An 18,960-nucleotide genomic window follows, 5' to 3' on the forward strand; every position below is an offset into this window, starting at 1 on the left:
TCCCGGCTTCATCATTGCATGCTGCGCTCGGCGGCCGACCGGTTGATCGACACGCCATAGGCGCTCTGCAGGCTCGTGACCATCTGGTCGAGAATATCGTCGCCGCTGGCGCGGGCGATCGCCTCGATCTGCTGATCGGAATTGGCGAGCGCGTCGCCGGCGGCTTCGCTGTTGACGTCGGTCACCTGAAGGACGATCTGGCCCTCGCCGCCGATACCCGGCGCATTCGCCACATGCCCTGCGGGACCGCCGAAGGCGGCGGCAACAGCGGCCGGGCTCAGGGTGATGTCTTCAACGCCGCGGGTCAGACCGGCCTTGGTCTCGACCGCCATGCCCATGTCGGCTGCGATATCGGCCATTTTTTCGCCCTTGCGGATGCGTTCGGCAATTTCAGCGGCCTTCGTGGCCAGCGCCTCGCGCTGCTGCTCCGCCGCCCAGTCAGCAGCGACCGTCTCGCGGACCTCGTCCAGGGTGCGGTCGCGTGCCGGCATGATGTCGTTGACTTCGTACCAGATATAGCCGTCACGTCCGTAGTTGACCGACGGGCTTTCCAGCCCGACGTCGGTCTTGAAGACCTCGGCAAGCAGGCCGGTTTCCTCGGGAAGGGCGATGTCCTCACCGTCCTGGCCGCGGCCGGTCGAATCGACAGCATCGACGGTCACGGCCTTCAAATGCGCCTCGGTGGCCGCTTCGGCGATGCCGGCACCATTGGCCTGTGCCTCTTCGAAGCGGTCGTGGACAGCCATCAGGTCCTGACTGGCCTGTGACAGCGCAAGCTCGTTGCGCAGTTCGTCCTTCACGTCGTCGTATGTCTTGATGGTTTCCGGATGAATGCTCGACACGCGCAGAATGACCGGACCGAAGACGCCTTGGACGACCGGGGAAGTGCCGCCGGCCGCCGGAATTGCAAAAGCGGCTTCGGCAAGCGTCTGATCGGGCATCGCGGCCTTGGTGAAATCGCCAAGCGTGACGTCGGATTCCGTCTTGCCCTGTTCGGCTGCGAGCGCATCGAAAGTCGTGCCGGCGGCGAGCTTGGCTGCAGCGGCATCGGCCGCTGCGCGGTCGGGGAACGTTAGCTGCTGGACGGTGCGTGTCTCCGCCGTCCGGTATTTGTCCTTGTTCTTCTCGTAGTCTTCCCGCACTGCTGCTTCGTCGATCGTCGACGGATCGGCAATGTCCTTCGGGGCCAGGGCGACATAGGTGAACTTGCGGAACTCGGGCGCGCGGTACTTGTCCTTGTTCTTCTCGAACCAGGCCGCCAGCACGTCGTCGGCCGGCGCCTTGACCGGATCGATGTTGGCGTTGGACAGCAGCAGGTAGTCCACGGTGCGCGCTTCGTTGCGGTACTGCTTGAGGGCGCTGGTCAGCGTTTCCGGCGCCCGGTAGCCATCGGAAATGGCTTCGACGATCTGGCTGCGGACGGCGACCTGGCTGCGATTGTTGATGTAGTCGTCCTCGCGCAGCCCCGCATTACGCAGGATCGACGAGAAGGCAATGCGGTCGAAGCGACCGTTCGGGCCGCGGAACGCGGGATCCTCGGCGATCAGCTGCGCAAGGCGGTCCTCGCTCAGGCCGAGGCTCATGTCGCTTGAAAGCTGGTCGAGCGCTGCACCGGCGACGAGTTCGGCATAGACCTGGTTCTCGACACCGAGCGCCCGCGCCTGATCGAGCGTCAGGCGCGTCCCGAAGCGCTGGGACAGCGCGGAAACCTGTCGCTCATAGGCGAGGCGGAAGTCCGTCGGCGAAACCTTGACGTCGCCAACCGTTACCACCACGTTGGATGTGCCGGTCACGAGCGAGCTCGAAATGCCCCATACGCCAAAGGAGGCCACCAGGATCAGCATCAGGGCTTTGGCGACCCATGTCTGGGCGCCTTTTCTCAAAGATTCGAGCATACTTCGCATTCCTCGCTTGCTCGGCACGGGGCCGGACGGAACCCGTCTCATAACGGAAAGTTCGCAGGAATAGAAGGGCATGGATGACGCCGCGGCCGCGCGGCCGGCGAGAGCGCCAGGATGTGCGCGTCCGATGATGCAAGAGGGGCTGTGCCGAGTTCAAAATCCCACGCCGCAAACGGGCCAGCAACTGACGATTTCCTTTGCCGGCAAAGGAATTTATTCTGAAATAATTGAAGAATTATACAATCTGCGCTTTGTGCCAAGTTCTGACCAACATCCGCGCGGCAGATGGATGCGGGCAATGATCCAGTAGCTGGAAAAAGGCATCGGAATGGAGTCGATGATCGTCATGATCAACCTGCTCGGGGCGGTGGCTTTGCTGCTGTTCGGTCTGGCGCAGGTCAAGGACGGGGCGACGCGCACCCTTGGCGGGCGGCTGCGCAAGAGCCTGACCTTGGGCACAGGTGGCCCCATGCGCGCCTTCGTGTCCGGTTTTCTCGCGACACTCGCGCTGCAGAGTTCGACTGCGACGGCGCTGATGACGGCCTCCTTCGTTGAGAAGAACCTTATCCGCTCGCGGATGGCGCAGATCGTCCTTCTCGGCGCGAATGTCGGCACCGCCGTGACGGCCTGGATTGTCGCGACCGGGATCGAATGGGTCGCGCCGCTGGTCATCCTCGCGGGCGTCATTCTCTATCGGGGCGCTTCGACGTGGCGGCAGGGGGCCGGTGGCGCACTGGTCGGTATCGGCCTCATGCTCCTGTCGCTGCATCTGCTGAGCCAGGCGACGGAGCCGATGCGGCAGTCCCAGGCGCTTGCGGCCTTTCTCACCCTTCTAGACGGTGCGTGGCCGGTGGCGTTGGCGTTTTCGACCGTTCTGGCCTTCTTGTCGTCGTCGAGCCTTGCGGTGGTCGTGCTCATTCTCTCGCTGGCTTCGACCGGCATCGTTTCTCCGGGGCTGACGGTCGTCCTGGTGCTGGGCGCCAATCTCGGTGGCGCCATTCCCCCCGTCATCGCCACGCTCAAGGCGCCGGCGCCAGCGCGCCGGGTGACGATCGCCAACCTCTTCGTGCGTGCGGTCGGGTGCCTGATCGCGCTACCGTTTGCAGGTCTTGCCGCCGACGCGTTGGCAATGCTGCCGCTGCCGCCTTCGAAGCTGCCGGTCGACGCGCATCTGGCCTTCAATCTGATGGTGGCCGCGGTCTTCTGGCCGCTGTCGCCACTGCTGGCCAGGCTGATGGAAAAGCTCGTGCCGGACGAGCCGCGCGGCGAAACGGGGCCACGGTATCTGGATGAGGCCGCGCTGGCGACACCCGTCGTCGCCCTTGCCGGCGCGACACGCGAAGTCCTGCGGGTCGGCGACCTGATCGAGGCGATGCTGATCCGGACGATGAAGGCCTTCGAGGAGAACAATCTTGCCGAACTCGACCGAATCGGCGCGATCGAGAAGCAGGTCGACGAGTTGCAGCAGGCGATCAAGGTCTATCTCTCGCGCCTCGGTAACAAGGGGCTCAGCGAAGACAACGCCGCCCGGTCGATCGTCATCATCGACTATGCGATCAACCTCGAGCACATCGGCGACATCATCGAGAAGGGCCTGCAGGAGCAGGTGCGCAAGAAGGTGCTGAACGGCTTGCGTTTTTCCACCGACGGCTATGAAGAGTTGTCTGGCCTGTTCCATCTCACCATCGAGAACCTGCGGATCGCACAGACCATCCTCGTGTCCCGCGACGCGTCGCTCGCCCGGCAGTTGGTCGAGGTCAAGGTGTCGGTAAGGCACATGGAGAAGCAATCCGCCGAGCGGCATCTCGCCCGGCTGCGCGACGGAAGGCTGGACAGCCTGCAGACGAGCTCGCTCCACCTGGACATGCTGCGCGACCTCAAGCGCATTACCGCCCACCTCGTTTCCGTCGCCTATCCGATCCTCGACGAAAGCGGACTTCTTGTCGAAAGCCGTCTGCGGGAAGCGGAGTAGCTTGTGAATTTCCTTTGTCTGGCGCGGGGTGCGTTTGGTATGCAACCGCATCCAACAGCATGAAACGAGGATGACGATGCAAAAGGAAGAGACCAAACGCAGCTGCCTGGCGGTCATTCTGGCGGCCGGGGAAAGCACCCGGATGAAGTCGTCCCAGTCGAAAGTGCTGCATCCGATCGGCAACCGGCCGATGATCGCCCATGTCGTCGATGCGCTGGCGGCGGCCGGCATCAGCGAGATTGCGCTCGTTCTCGGGCGCGACGCCGAAAAGGTCGAGGCGGCGGCGCGCCATCCATCCGTCAGGGCGGAGACCTATATCCAGAATGAGCGGTTGGGAACGGCACATGCGGTCCTGGCGGCCCGCGAGGCGATCGCCAAGGGCTATGACGACGTGCTGGTCGTCTTCGGTGATACGCCGCTTCTAACGCAGACGCCGCTGCAAGACGCGCGCGCCGGGCTTGCCGGCGGCAGCGATGTCGTTGTCGTCGGCTTCATGGCCGCCGATCCGTTCGGCTATGGCCGACTGCTTGTAGAGAACGGCGAACTCGTCGCCATCCGCGAGGAGAAGGATGCGACACCGGCGGAGCGTGCTATTCCCTATTGCAACGGCGGGCTGATGGCGATCGATGGGCGCAAGGCGCTCGGCCTGATCGAGAAGATCGGCAACGCCAATGCCAAGGGTGAGTATTATCTGACCGACATCGTGGAAGTCGTTCGCGCAGCCGGCGGCCATGCCACGACGGTCGAGGCGCCGGAGGAGGAGCTGACCGGCTGCAATACCCGCGCCGAACTCGCCTTTATCGAGCGCCTCTGGCAGCAGCGCCGCCGCACCGCGCTGATGCTGTCCGGCGTCTCGATGGTGGCGCCCGAAACCGTGTTTCTGTCTTATGATACAACCGTGGGGCAGGATGTAACGATCGAGCCGAACGTGGTGTTCGGTCCGGGTGTGACCGTCGAAAGCGGTGCCGTCATCCACGCCTTCTCGCATATTGAAGGCGCGCATGTGAGCGCCGGCGCGTCGGTCGGCCCGTTCGCGCGCCTGCGCCCGGGGGCCAACCTTGGGCCGGACTCGAAGGTCGGAAACTTCTGCGAGGTGAAGAAGGCCGAGATAGGGGCGGGGGCGAAGGTCAACCACCTCACCTATATCGGCGACGCGTTCATCGGCGCGGGCAGCAACATCGGTGCAGGCACCATCACCTGCAACTATGACGGCATCAACAAGCACGAGACGCGGATCGGCGAGAACGCCTTCATCGGCTCCAATTCGGCGCTGGTCGCCCCGGTGACGATCGGAGACGGCGCCTACGTCGCCTCCGGTAGCGTCATTACCGAGGACGTGCCCGCGGATGCGGTCGCCTTCGGCCGGGCGCGCCAGGAAAACAAGCCGGAGCGCGCCAGGCTCGTCCGCGAACGCAATGCCGCCCTCAAGGCAGCACGGAAGTAGGCGGCCGAGTAGCCTTCGGCGTTAACGCCTGAAACCGAAAGTGAGCGCGGGACGATTGCGCTCACTCCAAAAATCACTACCAGAATGCGGCACTTACACCGCATACCGCCGAAAGTCGGAATCGATTTTCGCTTCGGCTTGTGCGCCGAATGCAATGGCCGCATTTTCCTGTCCCGCTGTCGGACGCGAAACCTGCGGCAGTCCAAGGACGGAGTGGTTTTATGTGCGGTATTGTCGGCATCGTCGGGACGGAGCCTGTCGCCGGGCGGCTGGTGGAGGCGTTGAAGCGTCTGGAGTACCGGGGGTACGATTCGGCCGGCGTGGCAACCATCCGCGACGGTCGGCTGGAGCGCCGCCGCGCCGAGGGGAAGCTGGTCAATCTGGAAGCCCGGCTTGCCGAACAGCCGCTCGAAGGCACGATCGGCATCGCCCATACCCGTTGGGCCACGCACGGCGCGCCGACCGAGGGCAACGCCCATCCGCATTTCACCGAAGGCGTTGCTGTCGTCCACAACGGGATCATCGAGAATTTCTCGGAGATCAAGGACGAACTGATCGCCGACGGCGCGACGTTCGCCACCCAGACGGACACTGAAGTCATAGCCCAGCTGCTGGCGAAGCTTCGGCGCGAAGGCTACGGCCGGCGCGACGCCATGCTCGCCATGCTGCAGCGGGTGAGCGGCGCCTATGCGCTGGCGGTGATGTTCGAGGACGATCCGTCGACCATCATGGTCGCCCGGAACGGCCCTCCGCTGGCAATCGGCCACGGTCAGGGCGAGATGTTCCTGGGCTCGGACGCGATCGCGCTTGCGCCCTTCACCTCGGAGATCACCTATCTGGTGGATGGCGACTGGGCGGTGGTGGGCCGCAACGGCGTGCACATCTTCGATCTGGAGGGCAATCCGGTCGAACGCCGCCGGCAGGTCTCCAGCGCTGCGGCCTACATGATCGACAAGGGCAACCATCGGCATTTCATGGAGAAGGAGATCCATGAGCAGTCCGAAGTGGTGTCGCACACACTCAGTCACTATATCGACTTCATCGAAAACAAGGTGAGAAAGCCTGCGGAGGAGATTGATTTCTCTTCTGTTTCTAGCCTTGCAATATCCGCCTGCGGTACGGCTTACCTCGCCGGCCTCGTCGGCAAGTACTGGTTCGAACGGCTAGCGCGGCTGCCGGTGGAAATCGATGTCGCCTCCGAATTCCGCTACCGCGAAATGCCGCTGAACCCGACGTCTGCGGCGCTGTTCATCTCGCAATCCGGCGAGACGGCCGACACGCTTGCGTCCCTGCGTTACTGCAAGGATGCCGGGCTGAAGATCGGCGCCATCGTGAATGCGCCCGAATCGACCATCGCCCGCGAGGCCGACGTGGTATTTCCGACGCTGGCCGGACCGGAGATCGGCGTCGCCTCCACCAAGGCCTTCACCTGCCAGCTCGCCGTGCTCGCGTCGCTGGCGATACAGGCCGGCCGCGCGCGCGGCACGCTGTCTGGGGAGGAAGAGGCCGCGCTGGTGCGAAATCTCGCGGAAACGCCGCGACTGATCGCCAACGTCCTCAACACCATCCAGCCGTCCATCGAGCTTCTGGCGCGCGAGCTGTCGAAGTGCAGAGACGTCCTCTATCTCGGCCGCGGCACCAGCTATCCGCTCGCGCTGGAGGGCGCGCTGAAGCTGAAGGAAATTTCCTACATCCACGCGGAAGGCTATGCGGCGGGCGAACTGAAGCACGGGCCGATCGCGCTGATCGACGAGAACATGCCTGTTATCGTCATCGCGCCGTTTGATCGCTTCTTCGAAAAGACCGTCTCGAACATGCAGGAAGTCGCGGCCCGCGGCGGCCGGATCATCTTCATCACCGACGAGCGCGGGGCGGCTGCGACAAAGCTCGAAACGATGGCGACGATCGTGCTGCCGGCCGTCGACGAGATCATCGCGCCGGTGCTCTACGCGCTGCCGATCCAGCTCATCGCCTATCACACCGCTGTCTTCATGGGCACGGACGTAGACCAGCCGCGCAACCTCGCGAAATCCGTGACGGTCGAATGATCATCCGCGACGAGACGCCGGCGGATGTGGACGCCATCGGCGCCCTGACGGCGGAGGCATTTGCCACCATGCCTTACAGCGACGGATCGGAGCCGGCGATCATCGAGCGCCTGCGCGCAACCGGTGCGCTGACATTCTCGCTCGTCGCCGAGGAAAACGGGACCATCGTCGGTCACGTGGCGTTCTCCCCAGTTTCCGTATCCGGCGAGGGCGGCGGCTGGTTCGGTCTCGGGCCGATCTCGGTGGAACCTGCTCGGCAGCGGGCCGGTATCGGCAGCGCGCTTGTGCGGGCGGGGCTGGAACGCCTGAGGCAGATCGGTGCGAAGGGGTGTGTGCTGGCGGGCGATCCCGGCTATTATGCCCGTTTCGGCTTCGCTTGTGATCCCGCCTTTACCTCGCCCGGCATCCCTCACGAGTATTTCATGAGGCTGGCTCTTTCTCCGGTTTACGCGGGCGGGACGGTTACCTATCATCCGGCTTTCTTCGGCTGAGGTTCCGGACGGCACACTGGCGATGACCGATATCGTTCCGCGACTTTCCGTGGCCACGCGGCTGCGCAACAATTTTCTGACCGGGCTCGTCATCTGCGCCCCGATCGCGATCACCATCTGGCTGACCTGGACGTTCATCCACTGGGCAGACAGCTGGGTGAAGCCGTACATCCCGACAAAGTACAATCCGGAGAACTACTTCGAGTTCGCCATTCCCGGCTTCGGGCTTTTGATTGCACTGGTCGTTATCACGCTCGTGGGCTTTCTCGGCAAGAACCTGATCGGACGATCGATCGTCAATTTTGGCGAGACGATCCTCAACCGCACGCCGCTGGTCAGCACGATCTACAAGAGCCTCAAGCAGATCTTCGAATCAGTGCTGAAGGAGAAGGGGACGTCCTTCAACAAGGCGGGGCTGATCGAGTATCCAAGCGCCGGCCTTTGGTCCGTCGTCTTCATTGCCACCGATGCCAAGGGCGAGATGAAGTCGAAGTTCGATGCCATGGGCCGCGACATGGTGGCGTGCTTTCTGCCGCCGACGCCGTTTCCGACCGCCGGCTACCTCGTCTTCGTGCCGCGCGAGAAGATCGTACTGCTAGACATGAGCGCGGAGGACGCGGCCAAGCTGATCATCTCGGTCGGCCTCGTCAATCCGCCGGACAAGCTCGTGAGCGCGCCGACGCCGTTCTCCGCAAAGCTGAAAGAGAAATTCCGCAAGTAGATCAACCCGCGCGCAGGAAGCGTATCGCCTCGTCGCGGCGGAAAAGATAGAGCAGGGTGCGGATCGCCTGGCCGCGCTCGCCCTCCAGATTGGGATCCTTTTCCAGCACGTAGGCCGCTTCCTTGCGGGCGATCTCCAGAAGATCGCCGTGCGCTTCGATACTGGCAACGAGAAAGCCCGGGGTACCAGACTGTCGGGTGCCGAGCAGCTCGCCTTCGCCGCGCAGCTTCAGGTCCTCCTCGGCGATCCGGAAGCCATCCTCGGTCTCGCGCAGAATGCCGAGCCGCGCCCGGCCGTTCTCGCTGAGCGGTCCCTTGTAGAGCAGGATGCAGGAGGAGGCCCCTTGGCCGCGCCCGACGCGGCCGCGCAACTGGTGGAGCTGGGCGAGCCCGAAGCGCTCGGCATGCTCGATCACCATGATCGTGGCGTCGGGGACGTCAACGCCGACCTCGACGACGGTCGTGGCGACCAGCAGCCGCGTCTCGCCGTTCTTGTAGGCGAGCATGGCTTCGTCCTTCTGCGGTCCGCTCATGCGTCCGTGCACGAGGCCGACGGCGTCGCCGAACACGCTTTTCAGCGTCTCGTGCCGCTCTTCCACAGACATCAGGTCGGATTCCTCGGTCTCCTCGACCAGCGGGCAGATCCAGTAGGCCTTCTTGCCTTCGGCGATAGCCGTGCGCAGCCGGTCGACGATCTCGCCGGTGCGCTCCTGCGGCATCACCACCGTCTGGATCGGCTGGCGGCCGGCGGGCTTCTCGGTCAGCTTGGAGACGTCCATGTCGCCGAAGGCGGCGAGCACGAGCGTGCGCGGGATCGGCGTCGCGGTCATCACCAGCATGTGCGGCGAGATCCCCTTGGCCGTCAGCCGCAGCCGCTGGTGGACGCCGAACCGGTGCTGTTCGTCCACGACGGCAAGCGCCAGGTCGCGGTAGACGACGCTGTCCTGGAACAGCGCATGCGTGCCGACGACGATGTTCGTTTCGCCGCTTTCGATGCGCCTGAGAATATCGTCGCGCTCGCGGCCCTTGGTGCGGCCGGTCAGGACGTCGATGTGGATGCCGGTGGGCGCGGCCATCCTCGACAGGGTCGCATGGTGCTGTCGGGCGAGGATTTCCGTCGGCGCCATCAGCACCGCCTGCCCACCGGCCTCGACGGCGGCCAGCATCGCCATCAGCGCCACCGCCGTCTTGCCCGATCCGACGTCGCCTTGCAAAAGCCGCAGCATGCGCTGGTCGGTCGCCATGTCGGCCTTGATCTCGCTGATCGCCAAAGTCTGGCTGCCTGTCAAAGCAAAGGGCAGGGCAGAAAGCACCGGTTCGGACAGCTTTCCGGTCGCCACCACCGGACGGCCGGCGATGCGGCGCAACGTCTGGCGCACCAGCGCCAGCGAGATCTGGCCGGCCAGGAACTCGTCATGGGCGAGCCTGCGGCGGGCGGGCGCCTGCAGGTCGAGGTCCGAGGCTTCATGAGGGTGATGGAGAGCCTGAATGGCATCCGTTGCCGCGGGAAAGCCTTCGCGCACGGCAAGGGCCGCGTCGATCCATTCGGGCAGCTGCGGCACACGCGCCACCGCGGCCTCGATCGCCTTGCGCAGCGTGCGCGGCGAAAGGCCGGCCGTCAGCCCGTAGACCGGTTCGACCAGCGGCATCGTCTCCGCCTCCGATGCCTTCACCATGAAATCGGGATGGACCATCGAGGCGCGGCCGTTGAACCAGTCGACCTTGCCGCTCACGATGACCTGCTCGTCCACCGGCAGGCTCTTTTCCAGCCAGTCACCCTTGGCGCGGAAGAAGGTCAGCGCCAGCTCGCCCGTATCGTCGTGGAGGAATACGCGATAGGGCACGTTCGACTTGCCCCGCGGCGGCGGCTGGTGGCGGTCGACGCGCCCGGAAACCGTGACGATCGTGCCCTGCGGCGCATGCGCGATGCCGGGCTGGTTGCGGCGGTCGATCACGCTGTACGGTAGGTGGAAGACGAGATCGACAACGCGGCAGTCGTCGATGCTCTCCTGCCCGAGAAGTTTCGCGAACAATTCGCCCGTCTTCGGGCCGATACCGGCAAGCGAGGCGAGGGAGGCGAACAGGGGATCGAGCAGGGCAGGACGCATGGCCGCAAGATGCGCCGGACGATTGCCGCTTGGCAAGGCTGACAATCGTCTTTCGAGCGTCTATAGAAGCGCCGGCGAGGGTTTTCGGCGTTGCCGCCGGGCGCTCGTCCTGCCTTCCGGTCTCGACAGACCGTCGTGCAGCAAGCGATTGAATTCGCGCATGAAGCCGTGGCGGCCGCGGAGCGGTGCTCGGGCCGAGATGCGCCTGGTCCCGTAAGCTCCGAACGGGCGGACGGGCGAGAACTCATGCGGGAAAGACAAGGCCATGACCGGCACCACACGCTCCAGCGCAGATATCGAACCGCGACGCAAGCGCATCCTCTTCCGCTGCTGGCATCGCGGCATTCGCGAGATGGATCTGGTGCTGGGGTCGTTCGCCGATGCCGAGATCGAGACCCTGTCGATAGCAGAACTGGACGAACTGGAGGAGATCATGGCGGAGCACGACCGCGATCTAGTGATGTGGGTTACCGGCGAGCGTCCCGTTCCCGAGCGTTTCCGCACCGGCCTGTTCCCACGCATCTGCGCCTTCACCCCTGATTTCTCGCCGGTGACGGCCGAAAATTTCGGAAAAGCGAAATGATTCCAGGCCTCGATACCGCATCGCTCGCCACGATCGGCCAGCCGGCCACCATCGGCGCCGTGCCGAGCGGCGCCGAATCGCTGGTGCTGGCCGAACTCGCCCGCGAGCTCGGGCCGGTCGCCTATGTCATGTCCGACGGCCAGCGGATCGGCGACATGGAGCAGATGCTGGGCTTTGCTGCGCCCGACATCCCGGTGCTGACACTGCCGGGCTGGGACTGTCTGCCCTATGACCGCGTCTCTCCGAGCGCCGACACGTCGGCCAGAAGGCTTTCGGCGCTTTCGGCCCTGATCGCGCACGCAAAGAAGCCGCATCCGGCGATCGCGCTCATCACCGTCAATGCCATGCTGCAGAAGATGGCGCCGAGGCAGGTGATCGCGCAGCTCGCCTTTTCCGCCCGGCCCGGCAACCAGGTGCGGATGGACGATCTCGCCGCCCGGCTGGAGCGCAACGGCTTCGACCGGGTCGCGACCGTGCGCGAGGTCGGCGAATACGCGGTGCGCGGCGGCATCCTCGATGTCTTCGTGCCCGGCAGTTCCGAGCCGGTTCGCCTCGATTTCTTCGGCGATACGCTGGAAAGCGTCCGCACCTTCGATCCGGCCAGTCAGCGAACCACCGGGCAGGCCAGGAGCCTCGACCTTAATCCGATGAGCGAGGTGACGCTGACGCCGGAGACGATCAGCCATTTCCGCAAGGAGTACCTGTCGCTGTTCGGCGCTACGACCCGCGACGACGCGCTCTACCAGGCGGTTTCGGAAGGACGGCGCTATGCCGGCATGGAGCACTGGCTGCCGCTGTTCTACGACGAGCTGGAGACGTCGTTCGACTATCTCGCCGGCTTTCGGATCGTCACAGACCATGCCGCGCGCGAGGCGGCCGCCGAGCGCTCGAAGCTTGTCCGCGACTATTACGACGCACGGCTGAGTTCGGCCTCCGCCAAGGGCCAGCTGGCGCAGGCGACGCCCTACAAGCCCGTGCCGCCTGGGCAGCTCTATCTCGACGACGAGAGCTTTTCCCGGCTGCTCAACGAACGCGACGCGATACGCATTTCGCCCTTCAACGAACACGAGGGCGAGGCGCGCCGCGTTTATTCGCTGGAGGCACGTGCCGGCGCCCGCTGGGCGAAGGCGGCGAAGGAGGGCGAGGACGGCACCGAACGCGTCAACGTCTTCGATCAGGTGGTGAAATACATCGCGGACCTGCGGTCGGCGGGCAAGAAGGTGCTGGTCACCGGCTGGAGCGAAGGCTCGCTCGACCGGCTGATGCAGGTGCTGGCCGAGCACGGGCTTGGTAACGTCGTGCCGGTGGCCGACCTGTCGGGCCTGCGCAAGCTGAAGGCCGGCGAGGCGGGATCGGCGGTGCTCAGCCTTGAGAACGGCTTCGAGGCGGGCGACCTTGTCTTCATCGGTGAGCAGGACATCCTCGGCGACCGCATGGTCCGCCGTTCGCGCCGGCGCAAGCGCGGCGCCGATTTCATCGCCGAGGTCGCAGGCCTCGACGAAGGCAGCATCGTCGTCCATGCCGAGCACGGCATCGGCCGCTTCGTCGGCCTGCAGACAATCGAGGCGGCCGGCGCGCCGCATGCCTGCCTTGAATTGCGCTACGCCGACGACGCCAAGCTCTATCTTCCGGTGGAGAATATCGACCTCCTGTCGCGTTATGGCGGCGAGGGGACGGATGCGATCCTCGACAAGCTCGGCGGCGTCGCCTGGCAGGCGCGCAAGGCCAAGCTGAAGAAGCGCCTGCTGGACATGGCAAACGGCCTGATCCAGATCGCCGCCGCCCGCCTCGTGCGCCATGCGCCGGTGCTCGCCGCCCAGGACGGCGTCTACGACGAATTCGCCGCCCGCTTCCCCTATGACGAGACCGAGGACCAGGCAAACGCCATCGACGCGGTGCGCGAGGATCTCGGTGCCGGCCGGCCGATGGACCGGCTCGTCTGCGGCGACGTCGGCTTCGGCAAGACGGAAGTTGCGCTGCGGGCCGCCTTCATCGCGGCCATGAACGGCGTGCAGGTCGCCGTCGTCGTGCCGACCACGCTTCTCGCCCGCCAGCACTTTAAGACCTTTACGGAACGCTTCCGCGGACTGCCGATCCGGCTGCAGCAGGCCTCGCGCCTCGTCGGTTCGAAAGAACTGGCGCTGACCAAGAAGGAGGTGGCGGACGGCAAGACCGATATCGTCGTCGGCACGCATGCGCTGCTCGGCAGCTCGATCAAGTTCGCCAATCTTGGTCTCCTCATCATCGACGAGGAGCAGCATTTCGGTGTCAAGCACAAGGAGCGGCTGAAGGAGCTGAAGAGTGACGTACACGTGCTGACTCTGTCGGCCACGCCGATCCCACGCACGCTGCAGCTCGCCATGACCGGCGTGCGCGAGCTGTCGCTGATCACGACGCCGCCGGTCGACCGCATGGCGGTGCGCACCTTCATCTCGCCCTTCGATCCGCTCGTTATCCGCGAGACGCTGATGCGCGAGCATTACCGCGGCGGCCAGAGCTTCTACGTCTGCCCGCGCCTCAGCGACCTGGCCGAGATCCAGGAGTTTCTGCAGCAGGACGTGCCGGAGCTGAAGGTGGCGGTCGCCCATGGGCAGATGCCGGCGACCGAGCTGGAAGACATCATGAACGCCTTCTACGACGGGCGCTACGACGTGCTGCTGTCGACCACGATCGTTGAATCGGGGCTGGACGTGCCGACGGCGAACACCCTCATCGTCCACCGCGCCGACATGTTCGGGCTGGCGCAGCTCTACCAGCTTCGCGGTCGCGTAGGGCGTTCGAAGGTGCGCGCCTTCGCGCTTCTGACGCTGCCGGTCAACAAGAAGCTGACGGCCACGGCCGAGCGGCGGCTGAAGGTGCTGCAGTCGCTCGATACGCTCGGCGCCGGCTTCCAGCTCGCCAGCCACGACCTCGACATCCGCGGTGCCGGCAACCTGCTGGGCGAGGAGCAGTCGGGCCATATCAAGGAAGTCGGCTTCGAGCTGTACCAGCAGATGCTGGAAGAGGCCGTGGCCGAGATCAAGGGCGACGAGGAGATCGTCGATACCGGCTGGTCGCCGCAGATCTCGGTCGGCACGCCGGTCATGATCCCCGACGACTACGTGCCCGACCTGCACCTGCGCCTGGGTCTCTACCGCCGGCTTGGCGAGATCACCGAGCTTTCGGATATCGACGCCTTCGGCGCCGAACTGATCGATCGCTTCGGCCCGCTGCCGATCGAGGTGCAGCATCTCTTGAAGATCGTCTACATCAAGTCGCTCTGCCGCGTGGCCAACGTGGAGAAGCTGGATGCGGGTCCGAAGGGCGTCGTCGTGCAGTTCCGCCACAAGGAGTTCCCGAACCCGGCGGCGCTTGTAGGCTATATCGCCAAGCAGGGCACGCTGGCCAAGATCCGCCCGGACCAGAGCCTGTTCCTCTCACGCGACCTCCCGACGCCGGAAAAGCGGCTCACGGGCGCGGCCCAGCTGATGACGCAACTGGCGGCATTGGCGAAGGCATCGACCTGAGTCGTATTATTGGGGGAAGGAAGCGGTACAGGCCCCCGTGGCCTCCGTGGCCGCTTCCGCCTTCTTCAATGCGGCCACCTCGCGAAGGGCGCCGGCCAGCACATCCACGGTCTGGGCGCCCACCACGGCATATTTATTGTCGATGATGAAGCAGGGAACCCCCGTCACCCCCATGTCGCGCGCCATGCCGATTTCCTGCTTCACTGAATCGATGTCAGCGTTGGCGGAAAACAGGGCGCAGACCACGGCACGGTCCATGCCGGCGGCCTCTGCGATGTCGAGAAGCACGCTGCGATCGCCGACATTTCTGCCGTCCTCGAAATAGGCCTTGAACAGCGCCTGCGACACCCTGCTCTGGACCTCGGGGCTTTCGATCATTGCCCACCGCAGCAAGCGGTGAGCATCGAGCGTGTTCGGGCTCAGTGCGATGGCGTCGAAATTGAATTCGATACCGTCTTCATGGCCGAGATTTGTGAGCATGCCATGGGCGCGGTCGACCGCTTCGCGACCGCCGAGTTTTTCCGCCAGGTGCTTCTTGTGGTCGAGGCCGGCGGGCGGCATGTCGGGGTTGAGCTGATAGGGGCGGAAGGTCACGTTGACGTTCACGTCGCCCGCGACCGCGTCGATTGCCTTCTCCAGCCGCTTCTTGCCAAGATAGCACCACGGGCAGACTACGTCGGATACGATGTCGATCGTTACGTTTTCCATGTCCTGATCGCCTTCCTGGTCGCTCATGAACCGCAGATAGTTTGCCTGCCCGATGAGTTCAATGGCCGTGAGCCCGTGAACAAGCTGCGCCCGCTGCGGTTGCAGCGCTATTTCTGTGCCCGTGCATCCCACCAGACCGGAAGCTGGTAGCCGTAGAGCGGCACGGCATCGGGACGGGCGATATAGTCGTACCGGGCAACCCATTGCCGCCCGAGATGGTAGAGCGGCAGCACATAGTGGTTGGAAAGCAGGAGGCGATCATGGGCGCGGACGGCGGAGCGAAAATCCTCGGCGCTGCGCGCGCTCAGGATCGCGTCCACCATGCGATCGACATCGGGATCGTTCGCGCCGGCGAAGGCCTCGCTGCCTTCACGGTCTCGATAGTCCGAACGCCAGCGCACGGCCTGCTCGAGGCCCGGGGACAGCGATGAGGCGTAGGCACGCACGATCACGTCGTAGTCGAACGTCAGCGTGCGGCTCTGATACTGCGAATCGTCCACCGTCCGGACGGCGGCGCGGATGCCGAGGGCGGAGAGAAACCGCTGATAGGCCAGCGCCAGCTTCTCCTGGTCGGCGTTCTGCGTCATAATCTCGAAGGCGAGCGGCTTGCCGTTGGCGTCGCTCATCACACCGTCCTTGATGCTGTAGCCGGCCTCCTTCATCAGCATGACGGCCTGCTTCAGTACCGTTCTGTCGCGGCCGGACGCATCTGTCTGCGGCCAGCGATAGGTGCCGTCCAGGATTTCGGGCTCGATTCGCGCCAATGCGGGCCCCAGCAGCGCCCTTTCGCTTTCGTCCGCCGGCACGCCCAGCGAGGAAAGTTCGGAATTCTGCCAGAAGCTCTCGGTCCGCCTGTAGGCGTTTTCAAACAGGTTTCTGTTCACCCATTCGAAATCGAAGACGAGCGACAGCCCGTGGCGCAGGCGCGCATCGGCAAACATCGGGCGTCGGGTGTTGAAGACGAAGCCCAGCATGCCCGACGGTACCTTCGGCATGAATTCCTCCTTGAGGATTGCGCCGGACGTCACGGCCGGGAAATCATAGCCCCGCGCCCACTTCGTCGGGTTCCCCTCTTGGAAGATGTCGACACTGCCCTTCTTGAAGGCTTCGAACAGCGTGTTTTCCTGCAGGAAATATTCGACGCTGATCTGGTCGTAGTTGTCGAAACCGATCTTGGAGGGGATATCCTTGCCCCAATAGTCCGGGTTGCGCTCGTAGACGATCTTCTCGCCGGGCCGGACGTCCTTGACCCGGTAGGGACCGGAGCCGAGAGGGAACGCCAGCGACGTGCGGTCGAAGCCCTCCACGTCTATCGCATGCTTCGGCAGGACCGGGGACAAGGCCAGAAGCAGCGGCGATTCGCGGTCCGCCTTGTCGTTGAAGGTGAAGCGGACGCCGTGTTTACCGATCTTCTCGGTCTTCTCGACGACGTCGAGCCTGCGGCTGAACGGCGAACGCCCCTTGTCGCGCAGCAGTTCGAAGGAGAAGATCACATCGTCCGGCGTGACCGGCTGTCCGTCCGCCCATTTCGCCTTCGGGTTGAGGTTGAACTGTATGAAGCTGCGCTCGTCGTCCCATTCTACCGTCTCGGCCAGCAATCCGTACATCGAGAACGCCTCGTCGCGCGAGCGCTGCATCAGCGACTCATAGACGAGATTGCCGAATTCGGGGTCCCACATGCCGCGCGCCGTGGTGCGCATGCTCTTCAGGATGAAGGGGTTGAGGTTATCAAAGGTGCCGACGACGCCATAGGTGATCCTGCCACCCTTTTTTACGTCCGGATTCACATAGGGAAAGTGCTTGTAGTCCGGCGGCAGCGCGGGCTCGCCGTGCATAGCTATACCATGCACCGGTGCCGCAAGCGCCTGGCCGAACGGGGCTGCAAGAGCAAGGCAGAGTGCCGTCAACAGAACTCGCAACGTGATTCCTCTTCAACATCGCATATCGATTCGCGACAACTTACAGTCTTGGACATGCGGCAAACAATGATGGTTCCTCTATTTCAGGAAGTGCGGGTAAAAATGCGACGAAAGACTGGATATCCATCGCGCCCCATTGTAACAGGGAGCCTGAAAGCGGGTCATGCAAATGCCTCAATTCGCCGACAGAGAGCGCACAGCTGACCGGAACATTTCAAGGGCGAAAAAAACGCTCGGCATCGGACTTCAGGAGACGGAACCCGTTATGATCTTCAAATCGAGCTTTACCAAGCAGGCAGTGCTTTCCGCATTTGCAGTTTCGCTTGCTGCCAGCGCGCTGCCTTCGACGGCCGTCGCACAGCAGGCCGCAGCGCCGCAGGGCTGGTTCAAGGTCTGCACGAAGCAGGAAGACAACGACGTCTGCATCGTCCAGAACCTTCTGACCGCCGGCGGCGGACAGTTGCTGACGGCCGTTGGCCTGATTACGGTCGAGGGCAAGGTCAACCGCAAGATCATGCAGGTGTCCGTGCCGAGCGCGCGGCTGATCCCGCCGGGCGTCGCCATGCAGATCGATGGCGGCAAGTCGCAGAAGCTCGACTACGCCATCTGCATGCCCGACAAGTGCGTGGCCGAAGTGCCGCTGACCGACCAGATGCTTGCCAGCCTCAAGAAGGGCGGCGAGGTCGTGTTCACCTCGATCAATTTCCAGCGTTCGCCCAACCCGATCAAGATGTCGCTCGCCGGCTTCACCGGCGCCTTCGACGGCGAGCCGATCGAGCAGTCGAAGCTCGAGGAGCGCCAGCGCCTGCTGCAGGAAGAAATGCAGAAGAAGGCCGACGAGGCACGCAAGAAGCTCGAAGACGCGCAGAAGGCGGCCAAGAGCCAGTAAGCGGCCTTTTCCCTGAAAATACGAAAAACCCGGCCGCAAAGCCGGGTTTTTTGATTCACGACATGTTTGAAATCTAACCGACCGTGGTCCGTGAACGGTCAGTGGACGATGCCGGCATCGACCTTCCAGTGATAGGTCCCGCCATCGTCCGGCGCCATCAGCGCCCGCACCTGCGCATGCCTGAGCGGAACGCCGCTGTCGTCCGGTACGAGGTTCTGCTCGGACACATAGGCGACGTATTCGGTTTCGTCATTCTCGGCAAACAGATGATAGAACGGCTGGTTCTTCGACGGGCGAATTTCCGCAGGAATCGAATTCCACCACTCTTCGGTGTTGGCGAATTCGGGATCGACGTCGAAGACCACGCCGCGGAACGGATAGGTCCGGTGGCGGACCACGTCTCCTATGCCGTACTTCGCAGTTCTGATTCTCATATCGGGCCTTCCTTTCAAGGTATATTTGGGAAGGATCGCGTAGAACTCAAGGGGTTAACGCGTTTACGGAAAATCCGCTTTAAGTGGAGCGCCTTGCTTCGCCGCCCGCACGGGCTCCCCACCAGGCGCCCTCCACCGGGCCCAGCGGCAGGGCCTTCCGAGGCTCGGCAATCGCGCTGCCGCACTTTTCCCGGCAGATCACGACGTCTGGCCGCTTTACGAAAAAGCCCGGCACGC

General features: G+C 64.0%; 14 protein-coding genes. 9 read left to right on the plus strand and 5 right to left on the minus strand.

What is annotated here, in order from left to right; all coding sequences use genetic code 11:
* Positions 1-11 precede the first annotated feature (11 nt).
* A complete protein-coding gene (locus tag CRO48_RS09185; protein ID WP_097138397.1) occupies positions 12-1,895 on the minus strand; it encodes a peptidylprolyl isomerase in 1,884 nt (627 codons plus the stop codon).
* 79 nt (positions 1,896-1,974) lie between these two features.
* Between CRO48_RS09185 and CRO48_RS31770 the strand changes: the two genes are divergently transcribed.
* From CRO48_RS31770 to CRO48_RS09210, 6 genes are all read left to right on the plus strand, one after another.
* On the plus strand, positions 1,975-2,211 hold the full coding sequence (locus CRO48_RS31770) for a hypothetical protein (protein ID WP_141402031.1): 237 nt from the start codon (positions 1,975-1,977) through the stop codon (positions 2,209-2,211).
* An 18-nt stretch (positions 2,212-2,229) separates the two neighbouring features.
* Positions 2,230-3,873: a Na/Pi cotransporter family protein gene (locus CRO48_RS09190; RefSeq protein WP_097138399.1), complete on the plus strand. Its 1,644-nt coding sequence runs from the start codon at positions 2,230-2,232 to the stop codon at positions 3,871-3,873.
* A gap of 76 nt (positions 3,874-3,949) precedes the next feature.
* Positions 3,950-5,317: a bifunctional UDP-N-acetylglucosamine diphosphorylase/glucosamine-1-phosphate N-acetyltransferase GlmU gene (glmU, locus tag CRO48_RS09195; protein ID WP_097138751.1), complete on the plus strand. Its 1,368-nt coding sequence runs from the start codon at positions 3,950-3,952 to the stop codon at positions 5,315-5,317.
* A gap of 221 nt (positions 5,318-5,538) precedes the next feature.
* Positions 5,539-7,365, plus strand: coding sequence for a glutamine--fructose-6-phosphate transaminase (isomerizing) (glmS, locus tag CRO48_RS09200; protein ID WP_097138401.1), 1,827 nt, complete (start codon positions 5,539-5,541; stop codon positions 7,363-7,365).
* Positions 7,362-7,856 carry a GNAT family N-acetyltransferase gene (locus CRO48_RS09205; protein ID WP_097138403.1) on the plus strand — a complete coding sequence of 165 codons (495 nt, stop codon included), beginning with the start codon at positions 7,362-7,364 and terminating at the stop codon, positions 7,854-7,856. The genes glmS and CRO48_RS09205 overlap by 4 nt, the downstream gene beginning before the upstream one ends.
* 22 nt (positions 7,857-7,878) lie before the next feature.
* Positions 7,879-8,577: a DUF502 domain-containing protein gene (locus CRO48_RS09210; RefSeq protein ID WP_097138405.1), complete on the plus strand. Its 699-nt coding sequence runs from the start codon at positions 7,879-7,881 to the stop codon at positions 8,575-8,577.
* A gap of 1 nt (position 8,578) precedes the next feature.
* On the opposite strand, the gene recG is transcribed toward CRO48_RS09210, so the two are convergent.
* Positions 8,579-10,684, minus strand: a complete 2,106-nt coding sequence (gene recG, locus CRO48_RS09215) for an ATP-dependent DNA helicase RecG (protein WP_097138753.1) — start codon at positions 10,682-10,684, stop codon at positions 8,579-8,581.
* 265 nt (positions 10,685-10,949) lie between these two features.
* On the opposite strand from recG, the gene CRO48_RS09220 reads away from it, so the two are divergent.
* The gene (locus CRO48_RS09220) at positions 10,950-11,267 is read left to right on the plus strand and encodes an FAD assembly factor SdhE (RefSeq protein ID WP_097138407.1); all 318 of its coding nucleotides are present in this window, start codon (positions 10,950-10,952) and stop codon (positions 11,265-11,267) included.
* Entirely contained in the window at positions 11,264-14,773 is a 3,510-nt protein-coding gene (mfd, locus tag CRO48_RS09225; protein WP_097138409.1) for a transcription-repair coupling factor, read from the plus strand. Before CRO48_RS09220 ends, mfd begins: the two co-directional genes overlap by 4 nt.
* Before the next feature lie 6 nt (positions 14,774-14,779).
* Here the strand turns inward: mfd and CRO48_RS09230 are convergent, their stop codons facing one another.
* Positions 14,780-15,481, minus strand: a complete 702-nt coding sequence (locus CRO48_RS09230; protein WP_097138756.1) for a DsbA family oxidoreductase — start codon at positions 15,479-15,481, stop codon at positions 14,780-14,782.
* A 107-nt stretch (positions 15,482-15,588) separates the two neighbouring features.
* A complete protein-coding gene (locus CRO48_RS09235; protein ID WP_097138758.1) occupies positions 15,589-17,316 on the minus strand; it encodes an extracellular solute-binding protein in 1,728 nt (575 codons plus the stop codon).
* A gap of 349 nt (positions 17,317-17,665) precedes the next feature.
* On the opposite strand from CRO48_RS09235, the gene CRO48_RS09240 reads away from it, so the two are divergent.
* Positions 17,666-18,289: an invasion associated locus B family protein gene (locus CRO48_RS09240; protein WP_097138760.1), complete on the plus strand. Its 624-nt coding sequence runs from the start codon at positions 17,666-17,668 to the stop codon at positions 18,287-18,289.
* Positions 18,290-18,387: 98 nt separating this feature from the next.
* Here CRO48_RS09240 and hspQ read toward each other — a convergent pair whose 3' ends face one another.
* A complete protein-coding gene (gene hspQ, locus CRO48_RS09245) occupies positions 18,388-18,723 on the minus strand; it encodes a heat shock protein HspQ (protein ID WP_097138410.1) in 336 nt (111 codons plus the stop codon).
* Between the last annotated feature and the right edge of the window lie 237 nt (positions 18,724-18,960).

This window comes from Rhizobium subbaraonis (assembly GCF_900220975.1).
Taxonomy (GTDB): Bacteria; Pseudomonadota; Alphaproteobacteria; order Rhizobiales; family Rhizobiaceae; genus Mycoplana; species Mycoplana subbaraonis.

What these genes read in the sequence shown, in the direction of transcription:
- CRO48_RS09185 (WP_097138397.1), bottom strand. Translation starts at nt 1,895, where the DNA reads ATGCTCGAATCTTTGAGAAAAGGCGCCCAGACATGGGTCGCCAAAGCC.
- CRO48_RS31770 (WP_141402031.1), top strand. Translation starts at nt 1,975, where the DNA reads ATGGATGACGCCGCGGCCGCGCGGCCGGCGAGAGCGCCAGGATGTGCG.
- CRO48_RS09190 (WP_097138399.1), top strand. Translation starts at nt 2,230, where the DNA reads ATGGAGTCGATGATCGTCATGATCAACCTGCTCGGGGCGGTGGCTTTG.
- glmU (WP_097138751.1), top strand. Translation starts at nt 3,950, where the DNA reads ATGCAAAAGGAAGAGACCAAACGCAGCTGCCTGGCGGTCATTCTGGCG.
- glmS (WP_097138401.1), top strand. Translation starts at nt 5,539, where the DNA reads ATGTGCGGTATTGTCGGCATCGTCGGGACGGAGCCTGTCGCCGGGCGG.
- CRO48_RS09205 (WP_097138403.1), top strand. Translation starts at nt 7,362, where the DNA reads ATGATCATCCGCGACGAGACGCCGGCGGATGTGGACGCCATCGGCGCC.
- CRO48_RS09210 (WP_097138405.1), top strand. Translation starts at nt 7,879, where the DNA reads ATGACCGATATCGTTCCGCGACTTTCCGTGGCCACGCGGCTGCGCAAC.
- recG (WP_097138753.1), bottom strand. Translation starts at nt 10,684, where the DNA reads ATGCGTCCTGCCCTGCTCGATCCCCTGTTCGCCTCCCTCGCCTCGCTT.
- CRO48_RS09220 (WP_097138407.1), top strand. Translation starts at nt 10,950, where the DNA reads ATGACCGGCACCACACGCTCCAGCGCAGATATCGAACCGCGACGCAAG.
- mfd (WP_097138409.1), top strand. Translation starts at nt 11,264, where the DNA reads ATGATTCCAGGCCTCGATACCGCATCGCTCGCCACGATCGGCCAGCCG.
- CRO48_RS09230 (WP_097138756.1), bottom strand. Translation starts at nt 15,481, where the DNA reads ATGGAAAACGTAACGATCGACATCGTATCCGACGTAGTCTGCCCGTGG.
- CRO48_RS09235 (WP_097138758.1), bottom strand. Translation starts at nt 17,316, where the DNA reads ATGCACGGCGAGCCCGCGCTGCCGCCGGACTACAAGCACTTTCCCTAT.
- CRO48_RS09240 (WP_097138760.1), top strand. Translation starts at nt 17,666, where the DNA reads ATGATCTTCAAATCGAGCTTTACCAAGCAGGCAGTGCTTTCCGCATTT.
- hspQ (WP_097138410.1), bottom strand. Translation starts at nt 18,723, where the DNA reads ATGAGAATCAGAACTGCGAAGTACGGCATAGGAGACGTGGTCCGCCAC.